Origin of the sequence: Bacillus cereus group sp. MYBK216-1 (assembly GCF_051916495.1) — a bacterium.
Classification (GTDB): domain Bacteria; phylum Bacillota; class Bacilli; order Bacillales; family Bacillaceae_G; genus Bacillus_A; species Bacillus_A thuringiensis_K.
The window spans coordinates 205955-227444 of record NZ_JBQAGT010000006.1 but is presented as its reverse complement, the minus strand read 5'-3'; the positions used below and the strand labels follow the sequence as shown (position 1 = coordinate 227444).

The window sequence follows — 21490 nt, the reverse complement described above, 5'->3', positions numbered from 1 at the left end:
ACATTGATATAGAGCTACACCTTTTAGAGCAGTTGCCGAAGGCAGTGAATATGTCTATTTTCATTGTGAATATCTACTAGACAAAAAACAATTTCCCCATTAAAAGAGCTGTTCTTAAGTGTAAATTAAGGCAAACAGTACCAAGTACTTTGTATACGAAATTGTATTTTTTCAAATACTTTAAGCAGAAAGCCTTTCAATAGGAGTGAAAAAAGTGATAAGGGACAAAAGTAAAATGATTCATCTATTTTTATTATTAATTGTTACTGCAGTTTTTATATGGTCTGTTATTAAGCCTGCAAGATACTCGTCATGGGCAGCGGAAGCTATTCCTGCCGTTCTCGGTCTAATCATTATAATTGCAATATACAATAAGTTTCGCTTTACTACTCTCTCTTATATCATTATTGCAATACTAGCCATCATAATGTTCATCGGCGGTCATTACACATACTCAAAGGTTCCTCTTTTTAATTGGATAAAAGATGTCTTTGATTTAAATCGAAATCACTACGATCGATTTGGACATTTGATAAAAGGCTTGTTTACAATTGTGATAAGAGAAATATTATTACGGAAAACTCAACTCACCGAAGGTCCTTGGTTAGTTACGATTTGTATAAGTGTTTCGCTTGCTATTGCTGCACTATACGAAATCATCGAATGGTTAGCTTTTAAAATAGCAAAGGGAGGAACAACAGCAAAAGACTTTTTAGGTATGCAAGGCGATATATGGGATGCACAATGGGATATGTCACTTGCCTTAGTAGGATCGATTCTTGCGTTACTCATCCTTTCGACATTACATAACCGACAATTGAAAAAGAATTGATAAATTTCCAATCTAATAATACATAACTTTTCAGTTCCTTTTTGATTTTTTTATAAAATTATTTTTTGTATTTCAGTAAAAACCACTTGAGTAATATTAGGAAGTTCCGGCTTGAAAATCAAGAACTATTAGTATAAGTTGGCATCATAAATCCCTATAAAATAGCGCATCATAAAATATGTGAAATTGAACCTAGTGTTTCTTTTACGATTTTTTTACAGGGGGGACAAAAATGAATATCCTTAATTTTTTGATGTCATCATTCAATTCAAAAAAAATAACTCAACAAATGTTTGAGTTATTCGGAAATAAAAAGAAGAACAATAAAGGATGGATTTGGGTTTCTTTACTAGGATTAGGAACCGTTTTAGGTGTATTAGCAACACGTAATTCAAGCATGATGAAACCTATAAAACATACGTTTCAAGGTTTTCAAAATAAAACAAGATCATTTATTCCATCCAAAGTAAATTTAGCAAATATGGAATTTGCTGATGAAATTACGCCTAACAACCAAGAGAGACATGGTAACCAAACAAATAATCACCACCATTACAAGACAAAAATCCCATCAAAACAACATTAAATAGATAGCCGGTTCTTTATCTTACAGGGAACCGGTTAATTTATGTCTAAACGTACGCTCTTGTTTTTGGAAATGGTGATCCCAAATAAATCCTTAAAGTAATTACTGATTTATACAAAAAACTGCAAATTATCATTATATATTTTTATAAAGTTTTTTATGGCTATATATCACGCTATCTCGGCCATAAAATTGCTGGGTTAGTTATCCTAAACGTAGCATCTTTACGGCCTAATTCATCATTTGGATTTATGGAAGAGATATAAAGATGAAAATTTGCGTGACGAATGTACCAGTTAGAAAGATTGGGATTGGTACAACGAAATGATACAAATTCCCAACCATATGGATATGCAAGTCCTGGTTCTATAACAAACGTTGAGTCTGCTTGCATTAGTGGGTCTGCTGGATTCTCTGCATGAAGTTTAATACGGAAATCTTGATGTCGTAAGAAAGAATTCGGATAATTATAGGAACGGAATCTTACTAAATTTCTACTTTCATCTACCCATTCCAAATTAAACGTAGCATCCATTCTATCTAAATTGCTATTCTCCTGGATTGGAGTAAGTTCACCAAGAAAGTTTTGGTGACGAATAAATCTATCTTGAAAGTTAAAAGATTGAAAAGAACGCCAAGCCATAGTATCACTTCCTTATAGTTAAAAATAATCTCAATATTGTATGTAGATATATAACTTTAAGAAAATTGTCCATAAAGAATCAAAACATTAACCTTTCACACCTAGATTCTTAACAACGCAAACAAGGAAATGTTATACGTTATGATACTTAATTTTATAGAAATTGGCTTAGCTAACCTGTTCAAGTGTTTAGTGTGCTGTTAGATCATTCTCACGTTCGGAAATCTCTGTACACTAGCGTAAAAAAGACAATCAGAAACTAAAATTCTCATATTATATTTTTTAAAAATTATAATGGAGGTGCTGAATGTACGGAATGACTGTTATTTAGTTTTGAATGTGAAATATAAATGAGAGGAGCCCTATTGAATTTATTGAAGAGGTAATGGAAGAGCAAAATTTACCTAGCAGCAATTAGGAGCCAACAAAAATAACTTCGGCAAGGCAAGATGGAAAACGACGACATCAACTTTATATAGAAGGAATAAAGCACGTGTGGCCTATACACGTGCTTTTATTGCGTATATTTACATGGAAAATGAGTGGAAAGGACATCTTGTACGGCTTAGTTAGTATAAACGATAATTTTATTGGAAAGTGTACGCAGGTATGATAGCTCATGCGACTTAGTAAGTATGAGTAAAAAATTCATGATTTCTGCGCAAGCTGAGTGAGTCTTGTTTCATATAGGGTGTAGAGGTTAAAGGTCATAAAAAAATTGTGAAAAAGCGAGAGATTGTCATTTTTGAGAGAGGTAGATAAACAAACCACAGGAAAAATCCAAGTCGAAACAAAATACGAAAAAATGATATGTCATCTAAAGGAAGTGATAGTTAAGTGTACAGTGGGGAGCAAGTAATTGAGGAATCTCTTTATTATTACACCGATCAAGTCCTATAAAAGAATGGTTACGAAGAAAGATGGAAATAACGAGAGATCGGAGTGCAAATCGCTAGTTTCCTTAAAATTATGACGGATGCTTTTCATGATTTGTAATCTGTTTGTGCACTACAGTTGTGGGACTCCACATAATTAAGAGTTGTTGTTAGCACAGTTCGCAATAATAACAACAACTTGCAGCACTTCCGCCACTTCTTATACATTGACGGTAACATTCCCAACGCGTGTCGGTTTGTTGTCCAAAGGCATAAGTCTGATATTGCTGTGAACTATAAGGTGTTACTATAGGTGCTGTATACGATGGTTGTACTAAGTAGGAATAAGTAGGAACCATGTAAATAGGTTCACACCATATACGGCAATAATCGTAATCATGCCCACTATCTAAACAAGCTTGCATACAAGTTGGACGACGAAACATACGTTTCACTCCTTGTTTTGATATTCGTTTCCATACAGTTAATTGAATTTAACATAAATTAGATGATTGTCTATTCATAAATAGGTAGTTGCCTAAATCGGTGGTACTGATAGTTAAGAAAGGTTTAAAAACACGTGGTTACTAAAATGCTATCTTTCTGAAATTGTTCATCTTTAATGTATCTGATGCATCAGTCTCTTTATCTCATTTTTTCTAAGAGTCATCCCAGCTTTAGAAACTGTGTAAAGGAAACCAAAGAAACATGAAGCCAATTAATACAGTAAAAGAACAAATTAAAAATATGTTGAGATTATAAAATGGTGCCAAGAAAGGATTGCTCATTTTATGCTTCTACAGTTCATACAATAAATTGATGAATTTCTAAAAGCGGAACCATATTCGGAAATTTAGGCTGATGGTGAGTGAAGTAAAGATGCTTGGTGTTGTGAAAAATTAGGTAGTTTAAAAGGGGATTTTTTATGAAGAATGAACGAGTAGTAACTTGTAATAAAAAAGGAAGTATTGCAGTTGTTACAATTCAAAATCCACCAGTCAACACTTTAAGTTTAGAAGTAGTTCAACAATTAGTAGATGTATTAGAGGAATTAGAAATTGATAATGATATTTCAGTCGTAATTATAACTGGAAGTGGAGAAAAGGCCTTTGTAGCAGGAGGGAATATAAAAGAATTTCCAGATTGGATGGGCAAAGGTGAAAAATATGCCGAGATGAAATCATTAGAATTGCAACAACCTCTTAAGCAACTAGAGAATCTGTCTAAACCGACTATAGCTGCTGTTAATGGGTTAGCACTAGGTGGTGGATGTGAATTAGCACTTGCTTGTGACTTAAGGATAATAGAAGAACAATCTTTAATTGGATTACCGGAAATTACGTTAGGTTTATTTCCTGGGGCTGGAGGAACCCAACGCTTACCTAGATTAATTGGAGAAGGGAAAGCAAAAGAGATGATGTTCACAGGGAAATCGATTACAGCTAAAGAAGCAAAAGAAATAGGCTTGGTTAACTACATTACCCCTCGAGGAGAGGCGTTAAATAAAGCAAAAGAGATTGCAAGGGATATAAGTAAATTTTCTCTTCCGGCTCTCGCCTATATGAAGTTGGCAATTCGCGAAGGGGCAGCAGTACCTTTACAAGAAGGGCTTGAGATTGAAGCGCGTTACTTTGGAAAAGTATTTCAAACAGAGGATGTGAAGGAGGGGGTAAAGGCATTTATTGAAAAAAGAATGCCGCATTTTACAAATAAATAGAATGGGACGAAAAAAGTTATCCAGGTTTATTCTACACTATGTCAATATAGATGCTGTTTTTAAAGCTATTTATTTGTTTTTCGCAACACCTTTCAGATCTAGTTCGTCTAATAAATAGATTTGTAGTAGCATGTATATTTCAAAAGTGAAAATAAATAAAAAAGCGGAGGAATAGAATGGAAAATGGTACAAATGAAAAGGAAATAAATCACACGCCTTTAGTAAGTGTATTAATTCCTACGTATAATCGTCCACACTACTTTGAAAAAGCTTTATGTAGTGTATTAGAACAAACGTATCCTAATATAGAAATTATAATAGGAGATGATAGTACAAACGACGAAACAGAGAAAGTGTTACAAAAGTACTTGTATGATCATTCAAATATTATTTATATAAAAAATAGGTCAACTCTTGGACAGTTTGAAAACTCACTTATGTTATTTCATAAAGCGAAAGGTGAGTATATAAATTTCTTAATGGATGATGATTTATTCCATATAAATAAAATTGAAAAAATGATGAAATACTTTTTAAATGATCTAGATAATGAAATTAAGCTTGTAACATCCCATCGCCAAGTAATGGATGCAGAAGGAAACCTATCACCAGATGTTTATTCAACGATGCGTTTATTTTATACAGATACGATTATAGATGGGCCACAATTAGGAAATATGGTGATTATGAATCAAAAGAATTATATAGGAGAACCGACAACGGTTTTATTTCGTAAAAGTGATTTAACAGAACCGTATGGTGTGTTTGATAAAAGGCGGTATCTTTGCAACGTAGATGTAGCTTCATGGTTATCCTTATTAAGTAAAGGGAAAGCAGTATATATAGCGGAGACACTCAGTTACTTTCGATTACATTCAAATCAGCAGTTAAATGAATCTAATAAAATGATGGATGGCTTAGAAGATTTTTCGCATAGTATTATTGCTGGAGAAAAATATGGTTTCTTATCTTCCGAAGAGGAGTTAGATAAAGCTATTACTAATTTTCTAGACTATGCAAGAAGAATTGTTCCATCATCCATATTATATTCATTGGACTACTATCAACAAATCAAGCTAAAGAAAATAAATATTGAAAAGAAAAAACAGCGTATGAATATCAACTCGCACCTTCCAAAAGTCAGTATACTAATTCCTGCCTACAATAGACCTCATTACTTAGAATTAGCCCTCAAAAGTGCTTTGAATCAAACCTATGAAAATATAGAAATTATAATTTCTGACGATAGTACAAATGATGAAGTAAAAGCAATGATCCAACCATACTTAAAAGAATATGAATATATAACATATGTTAAAAATGAAAATCCATTGGTGGCTGAAAATTTTAATCAATGTATAGAGCTTGCTACTGGTGAATATATAAATTTTTTATTAGATGATGATTTATTTCATCATGAAAAGATTGAGAGAATGATGAAATACTTTTCTGAATTAGAAAACATTGCATTTGTGACGTCGTATCGTGAACTGATTGATGAGAATGGAGAGATATTACCACCCTCAACATTGAATGTAAAAATTGCCACAGAAACTACAATTTTTGAAGGGAAAACACTAGGGAATTATATGTTGAAAAACTTGAAAAACGTAGTTGGAGAACCTACAACGGTTTTGTTTAATCGTAATTTTTTTGGAGGGAAATTTGGTTATTTTAAGGGGAAAGCGTATTCTTCTATTAATGACATTGCAACTTGGTTAGATATGATGAGGAAAGGAAAAGTAGTTTATATACAGGAACCTCTTAGCTACTTTAGACAACATAGTGGACAAAATCAAAAACAAATGCACTTTATATTAATGACAATTGAAGAATGGATTGAATTAATTACAGATGCACATAATAGTGGGTTTTTAAGTGCTGAACGAGATTATAAAGAGAGCTTATCTTATTGTTTGGAGAATGCGGGATTTATACTGAAGGATGCAGTAAGAAGTGGAGAACTAAATCAAATTTATAATGAAAAGATAAAAAGCGGGTTAAATAAACTAGTTACTCATATATTCGAGAAAGATATTTGTTATTGCCAATATTGCAATCAAGAATTTAAAAGTTTTTCTCCTTGGCCAGCACATTATGATTTTCTAAAATATGAATTTGAGATGTGGAATAAAGATACAGGTATCTGTCCAGTTTGCTATTCGATGGATCGTGACAGGTTGTATCGTGCGTACATTGAAACGGAAACGGATTTGTTAAGTAGGAGTTATACTATGCTTCATATTGCACCTGAAGTGAAGGTAAGAGGATGGCTTAGCCAGTTTAAAAACATTACTTATATATGTGGGGATTTAGTACCAAAGGATTCTTTAATGGAGGAAATTGATATTACGAGAATTGCATACGAAAATAATACCTTTGATGTTATTTTATGTAGTCATGTATTAGAACACGTGCCTGACGATGAAAAAGCAATGCGAGAATTATATAGGGTACTAAAGCCAAATGGATGGGGAATTATTCAAGTGCCAATCGTAATGAATGTAGATTTTATTATAGAGGATAAATCTATTGTAACGCCATTATTGAGAAAAATAGCCTTTGGTCAAGAAGATCATGTAAGAATTTATAATCGATCAGGATTTATTCAACGATTAACTGATGCAGGCTTTAAGTTGGAATTGTATAACATAGCTGAGAAACAAGGAATAGACATTGCTAGGAAATTCGGATTATCTGAAACGGATATGCTCTATATTGTCCGAAAATGATAGAAAGGAATAGATGAATATGGAGAATATTCCTTTTTTACGTGCGTCAATTGTACCTGTAAACGAGTACTTAGATGAATTAGAGCGAATTGATATATCCCATATATATACAAATTATGGACCTATAAATCAACGTTTTGAAGAAACGATTATGTCGGAATTTTTTCAGAACAGGGGAGCTGTTACAACAGTAGCAAACGCAACACTAGGGTTAATGGCGGCAATTCAATTTAAGAAAAGAAAAAAAGGAAAGTATGCTCTTATGCCTAGTTTTACATTCCCTGCTACTCCATTGGCAGCTATTTGGTGTGGCTTGGAGCCTTATTTTATTGATATTTCATTAGATGATTGGTGTATGGATAAAACGGTACTTTTGGATAAGATTGATGAATTAAAAGAAGAGGTTGCAATTGTTGTTCCATATGCAACATTCGGATCATGGATGGACTTGAAAGACTATGAAGAATTAGAGAAAAAGGGTGTTCCGGTTGTTGTAGATGCGGCACCAGGGTTTGGATTAATGCATGAGGGTATACATTATGGTCAGAATTTTAGTGGTATGATTGTATATAGCTTTCATGCAACAAAGCCTTTCGGAATTGGTGAAGGTGGTATGATATATAGCCATAATGAGGAAGAGATAAATCAAATTAAAAGAATGGGGAATTTTGGATTTGATCATAATCGTGAATGTACGATGATGGGGTTTAACTGTAAAATGACTGAATATGCAGCAGCTATTGGGATTGCAACGATAAATACATGGAATCAAAAAATGCAAGAACGAAATCGTATCTCTGAATGGTATAAACAGTTATTACAAAGTACGGGATTAATGAAAAAAGGTTGGCAAGTTCAAAAGACAGAAGCAGTTATTCATCAATTTATGCCTATTCTCTGTCCAGAAAAAATTAACAATATGCAAGTAATAGAAGTGTTGAAAAAGCAAAAGATAGAAGCTAGATCATATTTTTCACCATCTTGTCACCAACAAGATTTCTTTAAAAACTACAAGTCTACAGATTTAACAAATACAAATAAGATAGCAAAACGAATAATTAGTCTACCTTTATGGGAAGGAATGACGAAAGAAATCGTGGAGCAAATTATAATGTGTTTAATGCAGAAGGTGGTGTCCACAGATGAATAGTTTTTATAGTCAAGAAGAGTTGAGCGAAATTGGCTTTCTATCTGTCGGGGAAAATGTATTAATAAGTAAAAAAACCAGTATATATAATCCAGGTGCTATATCTGTTGGAAATAATGTAAGAATCGATGACTTTTGCATTTTAAGTGGCAAAATTACAATTGGAAGTTATTCGCATATAGCGGCATACACAGCGTTATATGGAGGAGAAATGGGGATTGAAATGCATGATTTTGCAAATATTTCATCAAAAACAATTGTATATGCAGCAATTGATGATTTTAGCGGAAATACATTAATGGGACCGACTGTTCCACATCAATATAAAAATGTGAAAGCTGGAAAAGTTATCTTAAAAAAGCATGCCATTGTTGGTGCGCATTCTATTATCTTTCCAAATGTAGTAATAGGAGAAGGAGCGGCAGTCGGCGCGATGAGTATGGTAAAAGAAAGTTTAGATGATTGGTATGTGTATGTCGGGGTGCCCGTAAGAAAAATAAAAGCTCGTAAAAGAAAGATAGTGGAATTAGAAAATGAATTTTTAAAAAACATTAATTCCTGAGTCTTTAAAAGATTTCGCTGCAAATTATCTCAAAAAAATAAACAAAGACATGTGTGTGTAAGGGGATATTATACGATTACTAGTAGGTTGCAAAAAGTTATAGAATTGTGCGGATAAAATTGTGATTTAAACCATAAATTTGCCGTTTCGGTAAGGTTATGGTTCTTTTTGTTTGTGGAAGAAAACTTATTATTGAGAGCACTACATGTCCATCGCCACTAAGATAGCCTTAAAGTAGACATAATTTCTTAAAAATGATACTACATAATAGTTAAAAAATACCTTTGAATCGCTCCTGCTTTATATAAAAATAGCAACATGCAATTGTTTATAATCTCCATTGCAAAGGAATAGGATAAGCTATAGAATTTAAAAGTATTTAAATGCCGGATATTGTTTAAATCATTTTAACTAATATTTAAGAGGAGAATACAATGAATAAAATAAAAAAGTTACTTAAACGTAAAACGACTTGGATAATTTTTATTCTTTTCGTACTTGTTTATGTAAATAACAGTTCTTTTTTTGTGAAGAGGGACGAGGGAAATCCTCTTCTTCTTGCTCATCGAGGACTTTCGCAAACATTTAGCATGGAGGGAATTGAGGGGGATACGTGTACAGCAGAACGTATACATGAACCTGAACATTCTTATTTAGAAAATACAATTCCATCTATGGAAGCGGCATTTAAAGCTGGAGCTGACCTAGTAGAGTTTGATGTTCAACCAACTAAAGATAATAATTTTGTCATTTTTCATGATTGGACTCTTGATTGCCGTACTAATGGTAAAGGTGTTACAAGAGATTTTACAACAAAAGAATTACAAGCACTTGATATTGGTTACGGGTATACAGCTGACGGGGGAAAAACATTCCCGTTTCGTGGAAAAGGGATTAATCTTATGCCAACACTTGATGAAGTACTTAACCATTTTCCAGATCGTTCTTTTCTTATTCATATTAAAAGTGATGATGAAAATGAAGGAATCCAATTGGCTACTTACCTCAAGAAACTACCAGCGAAACGCCTTGCTCAACTAACAGTATATGGTGGTGATAAGCCGATTGCTGCGATAAGAGAGCACATCCCTAGTTTACGAACGATGTCAAAAGCAACCATGAAAAAGGATCTTCTTACTTATATGGCGTTAGGGTGGACTGGTTACATACCTTCAAGCATGAAGCATGGAGAGTTACATATACCAGATAAAGTAGCTCCTTTGCTTTGGGGATGGCCTAATCGTTTTCTTAATCGAATGGATAAAGCAGATACTCGAATTATCGTTGTAGGAGGAAATGGGCTTGGATTTTCAAGTGGATTTGATTCATCTGAAGATATAAAACGCCTTCCAGATGATTATACAGGTGGAATTTGGACAAATCGCATTGATAAAATAGCACCTCTATATAGAAAATAAGGGATGACATTAAAAGCGGAGTTTTTTCATGTATTTGGCCATTTGTATTTAAAAAAAAGACCTATTGAAAATATTGAAGTTTGATCTACCGAAAAAACGCTCTGATTTCATATACATTATGGAAATCAGAGTTTTTTTAATGAATGTGACTTATTGAATTTATATTCAAGTAAAAGTCCGACATAGATTAAAAAATAAACTACTAGATGTACAAAATGAGCTTTATCTACATAAGTAACTAAATGTCGATAAAGTTTGGAGGTACTTTCAAAACATTCAGTTGATAGGCAGTGGTGGTGCTTCTATCTAATTCTAAAAATCTGAGATAGACTATTAGTATTTTTGTACTTGAGGCAAAGCTATTTTTCCTTTTCGTTTAAATTATCAACGAAATCTTCTTAATAACATGTGATTCCCAGCAAGGTTAGGCTTTAATTTCTGGCAAGTTTATATGTAATCTTTTTTGTTATTAAGAGAGCTAGAATATATTTGCTATCCTCTTAAACATTTCCATTATTATAAAGTAAAAAACGTTATTTTTTCTATATAGGCTAAATAGAAAGGGAGGGAGCTTTTTTATAAATTTCTCGATCGTAACATCTTATAAAGTTCGAGTAACAAAAAATTGTTTGTTACTCGAATTTATTTTGATATGTAAAGAGTTGAAATTTACCTTTGTACAGACGTTCTTTCTAGCGAGATGATATAAATTTCTGTAATATAAGCTTCTATTTTTTAGTTGCAGATAATATCTTATAACGGTGTCTCAAATAACAACAGCCATAAGAAGTGAATTCAATTTACACATATTTAAGTATCTGGAAAAAGTAAAATATAATTTATGTTAAAAGAAGGGTGGTAACTTTAAAAATGGAACATGAAACAAATTTACTGGAGTTAGAGTTAAAAAAACTTTTAATTGCAAATATAAATGATCCTGAGACACTATTAAAGCTAGGTGAGATTTACTACTCTAGTGGTCGAATATATTTAGCAGCAAATTATTTATCCTATGTTATGAAAATGACTAACAATATTGATTTATCCAACAAAGTAAATCAATTATTGTTTTTAGCAGAACGTGCAATCCAGATTAACAATAACGATAATATGCAGTCTACTTCTGGATTTTTAGATACACTTATAATGGAACTTCTTAATTGCTTAAAGAACCATTATTACTATAATATCGATATGGAGTTATTTGAACTTATGCATGTTCGTCCCACCATTGATTCAATTGTTGTAAATATCCATAATGAAAAAGAAGAAATTATGAAGCACCTTCAAGGACTTGAAGAACTATACTTCAATTTGAGCGACCCCTTTTCCAAAGAGTTATTAATCAAACTTTTGGCATTTCGATTATTAGGAAATCATAAAGTCAAGTTGCCTTTAAATACTCTTGATTATTGGAATCAGAGAAAATCTATTCAAAACCTCATCCATTCTACAGAAACACTTCAAACTAATTATCATAACTGGACGCTACAATTGTTTGAGTTAACTCCCTTAAAGTATAAGTTGCAATTATTTTATGTTCCGATGGGAATTAGTGCGACTTTTTTAGATAAGCAGTATGAATATAATAAAATTTCACCGGCAATAAAAGTAAAAGAAGGAGACATCGTTATTGACGCAGGTGGATGTTTTGGGGATACTGCGCTTTATTTCGCTCATGAAGTAGGAGAAACGGGCCATGTTTATACAATTGAATTTATCCCAAGCAATTTAGAAATTATGTCTAAAAACATCAATTTAAATGAAACACTTCAAAAGCATATTACAATTGTTAAACATCCTCTTTGGAATGATTCAAATACTTCGTTATATTATAAAGATCAAGGTGCTGCGAGTTTTGTTTCAATTTCTGAAGAATCAGGCGTTACAGATAAAGTTAGTACCATCACCATAGATAATTTAGTAATAGAACAAAAAATTCATAAATTGGATTTTATTAAAATGGATATTGAAGGTGCTGAAATCAATGCATTAAAAGGCGCTATCCATTCTATAACTACATTCCGCCCTACGCTTGCTATTGCGATTTATCATCAAATCAGTGATTTTGTTAATGTTATGAAATTTATTAATGATTTAAAATTGGGATATCAATTTTATTTAGGCCACTATACTATCTATGCTCAAGAAACAATTTTATTTGCGGTTGCAAGAGAGAAGATGGAAGTGAGTGGTTAAAAATGAAGAATAAATCTCAAAGACGCCTTGCGGTAATTGATACCAAATTCCCTTGGAAGTTAAGTGGATTTCGTTATTGGGAGAATTACCAAATCTATAAAGAACGACCCGATACTCTTTACTTTGCTACTGAGGTATATACAGATGATTTCCCAACCAAAGTACATGATTTTCAATTATTCAATAAGATAGCGAAAGAAGAAGGAATTACCGATATATATTGTGTTTTTTTAAATTTCGTGTTGAGTTTATTAGGCACTTGTTATCTTCCTGACGGGACACAAATGCCAGGAGCAAATCCCCAACATAATATAGCTACTTTTTTAAAGAAAAATCATATTAACATTCATACTACATTATATCCAGGTGGGGGATTAGATCCTTATACTTCTGTTGAATTTTTAAATATAGTATCTAAGCATTGTAAAACAGTATTCTCTAATGCAAATGAAGTATTAAATACTATCCAAAATAGTATTTATGTTCCAGGAGTGATTAATACAGATTTTTATCATTATAATCAAAAGGTTAATTCTAAGCCAATACAGATAATATTTGTGGCTCACAATGCAGAAAGAAAAGGATTTCCTTTATTAGCGCAAGCATTTAATAAACTTGATGATCAATTTCATTTACATATTGTAGGAAACTGGGAAGGTAGCTTACATCTGTTAACAAACAAGAATTATACTTTTTGGGGCATATTAGATTTCGAAAAACTAAAACACTTATATGTAAAATCTCATATAGTTATCTGTTGTAGTACAAAAGATAACTTTGCTATTGATGGATTTCCAACTACTGCTGCAGCTGATGCAATGGCGACAGGGTGTATCTTAGTTTCAACGAATCACCGAAACGATGATCGTATACTTAAACATGGTGAAGACTATCTAAAGATAGAAGAAGATAGCAATTCCATATTAAACAACTTATTATGGATTAAGATGAATTTTGAAAAAGCATTAGAGATTGGAAAAAGTGGTTCATTAAAAATGGATAAATATTTTAACTATAAAACAAATGTAAATTTCAAGCTATCTCACATGTTTTATGTTTAATGACAATAAAGTTGTTAAATTGAGAATAAAGTCATTTAAAAAATAATAAAGTTGTTTAAAAATGAAAACCATTGCCTATGTCACTAACGAGGCAGGTTCGGTTAAGAAGGAATTTTTATAAATTAAGAGAATAAATATTTAAAACTCTATATTTCTAGGGTGAGGAAATTATAGCTGATTACATAGATAAAATATAGATAATTGAAAAATATTAATTTTGTTTTGTTCTACAATTATTAAATAATACTCTGGGGATGATAGCTTTATGGAAATAATTCAATTACTAAAGAAGGATCACTTATTTAATAAGGCTATAGATGTTTTCTGGAAAGAATGGGGTGAAGAAGGAGGGCGTGCTTTTTATGAAGATTGTATGATTAATGCTTTAAATAATCCAAATGACATACCCAGTTTTTACGTTGCAAAAGTAGATGATAAGATTATCGGAATTTATGCATTAATTCGTAATGATCTAAATAGTCGTCAGGATTTGAGCCCCTGGCTAGCATGTTTGTTTGTAGATGAAAAATTTAGGGGCAACTCTCTAGGAGAAAAAATGTTGAATCATGGACTTCTAGAAGCGGCAAAAAGAGGTTACAAATTTCTTTATCTTACTTCAGATCTTAAAGAATATTATGAAAAATACGGATGGGAAAAGATTGGGGTTGCTTATGGACCTAGTGGAGGTTACATACCTTTGTTTAAAAAGTCAACGGCTCTATAATTAAAGCGCCCCTTGTTTAACAAACAGGTGCTTTAGTTGAACAAGATTAAACAACTATATTATTGAACTTTGAGTTTAAATGTATTTAAATGAATAGAAATTAAACAACTTTAAAGAGCCTTACTACAATAAAATGTAGCAAGGCTCTTATATTTTTAATAATAAAATTAAATAATTTTATTATTACTTTACATTTTAATCTGTTATCAATTATTTTTTCCCTTTTTGTTTATTTATAGGAATTAGAGAAATAAATGAGATGGATAAGCAAACTTTATAATGCTCCTTCGTATTTATAAATAAAAAGAGTCGAATACATGCAAATAAAAGTAGTTTTTATCGATTATACTTTAAAAAAATCAGATATTATGGAAGAGATAGTTTTGCGAAGTGGTGTAAGGCGTTCTTTTCTAGTAGATATTACGCACTAAATGCTCGTGTGTATTAATACTCACTAGTTAACACTCTCATGTCTAAAGGCAGACTAAACCCCAGTATTATTAAAGCTATGATTTACGTTGAATGTATGAAATAGGAGACTTCCATTTCATACAGTTTGACGGCGTAACGCAAATATTTAGGCTAAATCAATGAGTAAATTATCGGACAAAAATAAGCGCTCTAACTTTGAATAGAACGCCATTTTACCGTAATATATGGCCCGGAAAGGGCTCGAACTCAAGACCTCCACACTGTAAAGGTGGGGGGTTATTTTATTACTTTTCTTCCTGCATTATAAATTTCCAAAAACGTTTTAATTCTTCACGTTTTTGGGATGGAGCAAGTTTTATATCATTTAACCATTGATCTAGTTCTGAATCATTTCTTTTCCTTTCAACATCAAAATCTCTCCCTAGAAGAAAATCAGTAGATACTTTAAAGTAATCTGCTATACGTATCAAGGTATTGTAATCAGGTTGACGTTCATTACGTTCATACATACCAATTGTACTTTCACTAAGTTGAAGGGATTGAGCCAGTTCTTTTTGCGTAATTCCTTTTTGTTTTCTTAAATCACGAATTATATTTCCAAACGTTTTCATTCTATCACCTGATAATATATTAACACAATATGTGTTAATATATTAAAACTTTTAAAAATTGATAATTGAAATCTATTGACAACACATTTTGTGCGGTTTATATTTTAATTAACAACACGAAATGTGGTTTTAGGGGTGAGAATGTATGAATTATGAAAGAGTAGCTGAAAATCTAATTAATTTAAGAAATGGGAGATCTAGAGAAGAGGTGGCAAAAGCAGTAGGAATCAGTATTAGTACATTGCAGATGTATGAAAATGGACAGAGAATCCCACGAGATAATATAAAAATAAAATTAGCGAATTTTTATGGTGTTACAGTTCAAACAATTTTTTTTGATTCAGAACAACACGAAGTGTGTTGAATAATAATATATCTTTAAGATGATGTGGTGATTTTTTAGAAATGTAAGTTTAGAAAGTGTTTTAGGCAATTTTACATAAAAAATAATGCTTTTATCATTATATATAAATTATAGGAGTGTGTTTGCATGAACATGAAAACATTTGAAATGCGTGAAAAACGCTTAGCAGAACTACTAGGTGCAAAGGTACTATGGGAATTTATCAGTGTTGTAACAGAGGAAATTGAAAAGCAGGAATTAGAGTCTACACCAGGTTTGTTAGAAGATCTATTCATACATGTAAAAGAAACCATTCAAATTCAAAATATGAATCAACGCATAACAAAAGCTCCTATAAAAACAGAGGCTGATGGTATAGATAAAGATACATTATTTATGGAATCGTATGTAGAATTAATCAATCATAAGTTTCTTATTTCTGAGCTAGTTGTAGAGCTTTCATCTGTTCTAAAAGAATTAAATTGTTTTGTTCAATCATCTTTGCCACAGCTTCAAAGTGAGCTTGATTCTCAAGAACCTCAATCTGCTTCTCTTTAGGGAGTGATTGAAGTATTTCTTTTATTTCTTTACACTCGTATATGTTATTCTCCGAGTCTTCAATTAATTTATTGCGACGATTGGTGTATTCAAGTGCACCTAGAGTCGCTAATGCGCGAGGATCTAATCCTAGAATTTCCATGTATTCCTCTCCTTTCCTCTACAATAATTCGATAGGGGGAAGGAGATTCCTTTAATGATTTGCTAGAGTTTTTATATAGTTATATAACATGTTATTTATTAGTGGGAATGTTATTTAGCTGGAATACAATAGAATTAGACTTAAAAGAGCTTCAAAAAAGGATGAGAAGAAAGGGGAATCCAGTAAGTCTGACTCCTTTCCCTTAAATAATCTACTTATGGAACGGTTGTTTACTTGTAAAATGAATTTTAAATTGGATTCCTTGAGGGAGATTTGATCGACGGAGGGAATGGATAGATAAACAAAATTAAAGAGAATTGTAATGGAAAGAACTATAGGAAATATTTAAGGAGTTATTAGATAATATGTTTTTTAGTATTTAAGAAGAGTCCCATGTATAAATTATTACATATAAAAATAAACGATTAGTCATTAAATAGAGAGAAGGACACTAGTTATTTGTATAAATGGAATACCGGAGAGTAGGAAATTAATATAAGTAGAGAGTGCAATCCTCAGTATTTCTTGAATGTTAATAAGCATTAAACTTTATATTGCAACACTTACAGGTGATGCTCCAACTGTTACTACTGTATTTACGGTATAGTCAACGGAGTTAAGAATAGTAACTGTGTTTTGTTCTGGCTGTGCAATATAGATGAATTTTCCATCAGGGGTAAACGCAGCGCTTTTTGGGCCATTTATGGAAATAGTGCCTGTGGATTGATGTTGTGCTGTATCAATAATATTGATTTCATCTGTAGTTTCTTCTCCTAGCAATGCTAAAGGTTGATTAGGTGAAAGAGCAAGGAACGAGTAGTAATATGCTCCAGTAAGAATATCCCCAATCTCTTGGAAAGTGGACAAGTCAATAACTGTAAGGGTGGTCCCAGACGCCACCAACTCTTCTGTAACATAAGCGAATCCGTCAAGCAAGCTGATTTCTATGAGATTTGGATAATCGTTTGAAGTAGGACGTTCTGCTACAATTTCTCCTGTGTTTAGATCAACCTTTACAATACTCCAAGTCGTATAATTTACGACGTAGGCGTATTGTCCATTCGGATCAATTGCTATACTTGAAAATCCATAACCTCCAAGCGAGATAGTATTAGAGATGGTTTGAGTTAAGAGGTTAATAACAGTAATGCCCATTGAACCAGTTAAAAAATTTAGTATATACGCAAACTGGTTATCCGGAGAAAACCCAATATCAATTGGGTCGTTTATCGAGAAAGTAGAGATAATGGTAAGTGTTTCATTATTAATTGTAGAAACACTATTATCATTTGAGTGCAAAACTAAAGTGTATGTTTTGTTTGGACTAACAGCAACTTTAATTGGCTGATATGGAAGATTGATTACATGCTGGACAGTCTTTGTTGCTGTATTAATTACTGAAAGAGTATTATCATCTCTATTTGCTGTAAAAGCATAAATAGGAGGACTTGGTGGCACTGGTAAAACAGAGAGGGTGCCATTTAAGATAAATGTATTTTTATCTTGTGGCGTAACTGTTAAACTCTTAAGTTTAAAGCTACTAAAATCAAAGCAGCAATTCGAATCAATTGTATAATAAACAATCTGATTGATAGAGAATTTATGCCATTTAGAAAAAGCTGCATCTCCTTGTCCATATTGATTTTGAACAGGGGAAATACTAACAAGCATTGTAAGTACTCCATATATGCGAACACTGTGTACTGGATAGGAACCATCTGGTAGATCAGTTTGAAGAAGGCAAGGGTTCGGTGCTTGCAGCGTACATGGTTCAAATGCACATTTTAATCGGTTTGTATTCCAGGTGACAGCACCGGTATAATTCGTATCATTAATTATATATCCTTCAGGAGCTGTAATTAAAGCCTCAAAATCTACATATTGATTGCACGTACCTTGGCAAGGTAACATGTACTTCACTTCCTTTATCAAAAATTATGTGTTATTTCATGTGGTATATAAAGTTGATTACATACCGTATTAAGAAAAATAATTTTAGAACTTATGCCTTTTTATGAAATAATCATGTTTGAAAGGCATTTACTTGTTGATATGACATGCCAATAGGTGGCAATGCTCTATATTATGCTTCCTATTTTCTAATGCTTGTACATATCGTGGTTATTTTAATCGGGATAATATTTGATCCAATAATAGTAAAACACGTTGAGGTAAATATAAAATTGATCTCGATAGGTTAATGCTGATAAAGCGCTATTGAATTCAAAGAAGTCAAAGCATGAAAGGTGACACAGCGCTATGGCAGAAACGGAAATTGCATATGTACCACTAATAAGGATTGTGACGCTTAAGAGTGAGGGGGAGTAAGTCTAGAAAGCGATTAGAGTTTCCTGGTTTATTTTTCACATTAGAAGATTTTCTAGTTAGCAAGTCATATTGTGATTGAAATTACTTATGGAATAGATTTTTACGGAAAATAATAAAAATTCATGGACAAACAAGATATCGCCTTTATCTTTTAGTGTATACAAAAAGAAAATCGTAATTACCGGAACAGTTCGTTCTTTTTGTTTATATAATAATATAACTGAACTTTATTTATTGATAAGGAGTGGGATAATAGCTGCCTAAAATTATAGTTATTATGACTAGTTATTACAAGCCATTGTTTGTAGAGAAATCGATACGGAGCGTATTAAATTAGAATTGTCAACGTTCCGCAGTTTTAATTAACGAAGCATCTCAGCCAATTAAAGGTGTAAAAAGACCTGCACAAAAGATTACAAACAATGATCCATATATAATGGATCATTGTTCGACATGTATTGGGCTTCTATTTTGCCAATCGTTCAAAAAATAGGTTTCTTACTGGGATAAGAAACCGAATTTTATTGCATGAGGTATGCTATTTTTTTGAGATTGAATCATTTTTGGGTTTTTATCCGATAGATAAGATTTTAGATAAAAAATATATTAATTTAAATTCAATATATTTTTAGTTATTCGCGGAAGAAAAAAATGAATTTATACAATTATTAAACCATAAAGAACATGTAAGGAATTAAGAGAAGACTTAAGAAGAAAAAGAGGGTGAGACCTTGAGTGAAGTCTATTTGAAAAATTATTGGTTATTAAATTTAGAGTATATAAAGGTGTTTTCTGAATTAGTACATCATAACATTTCTTTACCTTTATTAAGTAATTTTTATCAATATTTAGAAGAAGATGTTAAAAGTAAGATGAAAAGTAAGGATTTTTATAAATATTTGTCTGTTGCACCAATAGAAGAAAAACAATTGCAGTCAGAATTTGAAAAATGGTTGCCTCTGCTTGAGCAAACGACAAAGAAAAGAGGATCAGATGGAGTCGTATTGCTTAATACTGATTATCTTCGTTTTTCAGCAGGTAATTTTTCGCATTTTAACCCTAAGTATACAAAAATATTAACAAGAGCAAAAAAAAGCGAGCTTTATGGTCTCCCTACGATTTGCACACTGGATTATACAAATAAAGTTCCTGATAGTTCTCATATTTTCATTGAAAAAGCTCAAAAAATTTTTTCAACATGTAAAGAACATCCGTTATTTTCTAATAAATTTTTTCAAACAAAACTACTCAATGATCTTCCTATCATGATTGAAAAAATTAATATGGCATATTTTATTTTTGAAGAACATGATATCTCGAGTGTGATTGTTGGTACAACAGAAGATATAACGAACCGAGTACTTACTCTTATCTCTAAAAGTAAGGGGATTCCAAGTTATTGTCTTCAGCATGGGGCCATAATGGGAGAAGAAGCGTTTTTTCCAATTTTCGCTACGAAACAGATTGTATATGGAGAGTATGAACGAGAGTGGTATTTTCGAAGAGGTGGAGCGGATTCTCAAATCGAGATACTGGGACACCCAAGATATGATGATATCTTTGAAAAGAAGCATTTAGAAAAAAAAGTACTTTGTAAGAAACTAAATATAGATACCTCTAAGAAAATAATCTTTATAGCAACGCAACCATTTAAAACCCAAGTTTATGTTGAACTAACAAAACAATTGATGAAAGACAAAAATATTACAGTTATTATAAAGCCTCACCCTTGGGAAAAAGGTCGTAATTTAGTGAGCGAATATATTCATTTAAGTAAGGTATACCCTAATGTCAAGTATATTACAACAGAAGTAAGTATTTATGATGTCATTTCTAATTCAGATCTTGTAGTTATCTCTAATTCAACAGTAGGATTAGAGGCTATGTTATTGGATAAACCAGTAGTCGTTTATAAATCTAAGTCAGAGGAGAGAGATTATAAATATTACGATGAATTAAGCTGGCTTGTAACTCATTCTATTGAAAATATGATACAGACAATTGAAAAGGTTTTATATGATTCTTCCTATTCTACAACTGCTAAACAATTAAGAGATTATTTCATACAGAAAAATTACCCTCAAACTACAGTTACTCAAAAATTACAAGATTTATCTCGAGGTATGTAAAAGTAAAAAAACTTTATAAAACGCAATGAATTCTACAGCTAAACATCTAAATAATCGTATGGAATAAGATCATAGACACGTAAAACGTCGTCTTGCTAGATCCTCAAGATTTCAAAATTCTCTTCAAGCCTCAAGTACAATAAAAGGAATTGAAGCCATTCATTCCTTATATAAAAAAACGGAGTCTTCAACCAAACTCCGTTTTTTCGATATGCAATGAATTATAGAAATTATTGCTGCCTGTATAAAATTTATTTTCTTCAACCACAGATCTTTTACATTTTAGTTAATTTTGCAACAGAACTAATATTTCCAATCTAGAACTTCGTCTGGATTGAAATTTCACTACAATATGAAATTTCTTGTGGGCCAAGATGTGTGGGAGAAGTTTGTTATTATGAAATCAGTGCGTTTCCTAATTTTTTTCTGATGGGAATGGCAATACAGTTCG

General features: G+C 32.0%; 17 protein-coding genes and 2 pseudogenes. 15 read left to right on the top strand and 4 right to left on the bottom strand.

What is annotated here, in order from left to right; genetic code table 11:
• The first annotated feature begins 214 nt into the window (after positions 1–214).
• Positions 215–832, top strand: a complete 618-nt coding sequence (locus tag ACTFRH_RS21960; RefSeq protein ID WP_000617404.1) for a DUF2238 domain-containing protein — start codon at positions 215–217, stop codon at positions 830–832.
• 232 nt (positions 833–1064) lie between these two features.
• A complete protein-coding gene (locus tag ACTFRH_RS21955) occupies positions 1065–1418 on the top strand; it encodes a hypothetical protein (protein ID WP_001023788.1) in 354 nt (117 codons plus the stop codon).
• Positions 1419–1593: 175 nt separating this feature from the next.
• Here the strand turns inward: ACTFRH_RS21955 and ACTFRH_RS21950 are convergent, their stop codons facing one another.
• The gene (locus tag ACTFRH_RS21950; protein WP_000312558.1) at positions 1594–2061 is read right to left on the bottom strand and encodes an AbfB domain-containing protein; all 468 of its coding nucleotides are present in this window, start codon (positions 2059–2061) and stop codon (positions 1594–1596) included.
• Between the two features lie 1045 nt (positions 2062–3106).
• Positions 3107–3382 carry a hypothetical protein gene (locus ACTFRH_RS21945; protein ID WP_157464245.1) on the bottom strand — a complete coding sequence of 92 codons (276 nt, stop codon included), beginning with the start codon at positions 3380–3382 and terminating at the stop codon, positions 3107–3109.
• A gap of 479 nt (positions 3383–3861) precedes the next feature.
• On the opposite strand from ACTFRH_RS21945, the gene ACTFRH_RS21940 reads away from it, so the two are divergent.
• The 8 genes from ACTFRH_RS21940 (at position 3862) to ACTFRH_RS21905 (ending at position 14496) form a co-directional block, all read left to right on the top strand.
• Positions 3862–4653, top strand: coding sequence for an enoyl-CoA hydratase (locus tag ACTFRH_RS21940; protein ID WP_000787398.1), 792 nt, complete (start codon positions 3862–3864; stop codon positions 4651–4653).
• Between the two features lie 176 nt (positions 4654–4829).
• Positions 4830–7385: a glycosyltransferase gene (locus tag ACTFRH_RS21935; RefSeq protein ID WP_000427372.1), complete on the top strand. Its 2556-nt coding sequence runs from the start codon at positions 4830–4832 to the stop codon at positions 7383–7385.
• Positions 7386–7404: 19 nt separating this feature from the next.
• Positions 7405–8535: an aminotransferase class I/II-fold pyridoxal phosphate-dependent enzyme gene (locus tag ACTFRH_RS21930; protein WP_000427940.1), complete on the top strand. Its 1131-nt coding sequence runs from the start codon at positions 7405–7407 to the stop codon at positions 8533–8535.
• The gene (locus ACTFRH_RS21925) at positions 8528–9094 is read left to right on the top strand and encodes an acyltransferase (protein WP_001084202.1); all 567 of its coding nucleotides are present in this window, start codon (positions 8528–8530) and stop codon (positions 9092–9094) included. The genes ACTFRH_RS21930 and ACTFRH_RS21925 overlap by 8 nt, the downstream gene beginning before the upstream one ends.
• 434 nt (positions 9095–9528) lie before the next feature.
• Positions 9529–10512, top strand: coding sequence for a glycerophosphodiester phosphodiesterase family protein (locus ACTFRH_RS21920; protein WP_046946523.1), 984 nt, complete (start codon positions 9529–9531; stop codon positions 10510–10512).
• A gap of 870 nt (positions 10513–11382) precedes the next feature.
• Complete coding sequence (locus ACTFRH_RS21915; RefSeq protein WP_000399733.1) at positions 11383–12711, top strand: FkbM family methyltransferase; 1329 nt, start codon at positions 11383–11385, stop codon at positions 12709–12711.
• Between the two features lie 242 nt (positions 12712–12953).
• Positions 12954–13772, top strand: coding sequence for a glycosyltransferase (locus tag ACTFRH_RS21910; protein WP_033690397.1), 819 nt, complete (start codon positions 12954–12956; stop codon positions 13770–13772).
• Positions 13773–14037: 265 nt separating this feature from the next.
• Positions 14038–14496: a GNAT family N-acetyltransferase gene (locus tag ACTFRH_RS21905; RefSeq protein ID WP_000402858.1), complete on the top strand. Its 459-nt coding sequence runs from the start codon at positions 14038–14040 to the stop codon at positions 14494–14496.
• A 716-nt stretch (positions 14497–15212) separates the two neighbouring features.
• Here ACTFRH_RS21905 and ACTFRH_RS21900 read toward each other — a convergent pair.
• On the bottom strand, positions 15213–15539 hold the full coding sequence (locus tag ACTFRH_RS21900) for a helix-turn-helix domain-containing protein (protein WP_000846664.1): 327 nt from the start codon (positions 15537–15539) through the stop codon (positions 15213–15215).
• A 145-nt stretch (positions 15540–15684) separates the two neighbouring features.
• On the opposite strand from ACTFRH_RS21900, the gene ACTFRH_RS21895 reads away from it, so the two are divergent.
• Both ACTFRH_RS21895 and ACTFRH_RS21890 read left to right on the top strand, forming a co-directional pair.
• Positions 15685–15903: a helix-turn-helix transcriptional regulator gene (locus tag ACTFRH_RS21895; RefSeq protein ID WP_001105580.1), complete on the top strand. Its 219-nt coding sequence runs from the start codon at positions 15685–15687 to the stop codon at positions 15901–15903.
• Between the two features lie 126 nt (positions 15904–16029).
• On the top strand, positions 16030–16440 hold the full coding sequence (locus ACTFRH_RS21890; protein WP_001056479.1) for a hypothetical protein: 411 nt from the start codon (positions 16030–16032) through the stop codon (positions 16438–16440).
• A gap of 691 nt (positions 16441–17131) precedes the next feature.
• Here ACTFRH_RS21890 and ACTFRH_RS21885 read toward each other — a convergent pair.
• On the bottom strand, positions 17132–18493 hold the full coding sequence (locus ACTFRH_RS21885; RefSeq protein WP_000936210.1) for a YncE family protein: 1362 nt from the start codon (positions 18491–18493) through the stop codon (positions 17132–17134).
• Between the two features lie 778 nt (positions 18494–19271).
• Here ACTFRH_RS21885 and ACTFRH_RS21880 point away from each other — a divergent pair.
• From ACTFRH_RS21880 to ACTFRH_RS21870, 3 genes and pseudogenes are all read left to right on the top strand, one after another.
• A pseudogene (locus tag ACTFRH_RS21880) lies at positions 19272–19637 on the top strand (glycosyltransferase family 2 protein); the annotation flags it as partial.
• Between the two features lie 4 nt (positions 19638–19641).
• Positions 19642–21039 (top strand): CDP-glycerol glycerophosphotransferase family protein, encoded by a 1398-nt coding sequence (locus ACTFRH_RS21875; protein WP_000005859.1) that lies wholly within the window; start codon positions 19642–19644, stop codon positions 21037–21039.
• A 34-nt stretch (positions 21040–21073) separates the two neighbouring features.
• Positions 21074–21266: pseudogene (locus ACTFRH_RS21870) on the top strand (DDE-type integrase/transposase/recombinase); the annotation flags it as partial.
• Positions 21267–21490: the final 224 nt, after the last annotated feature.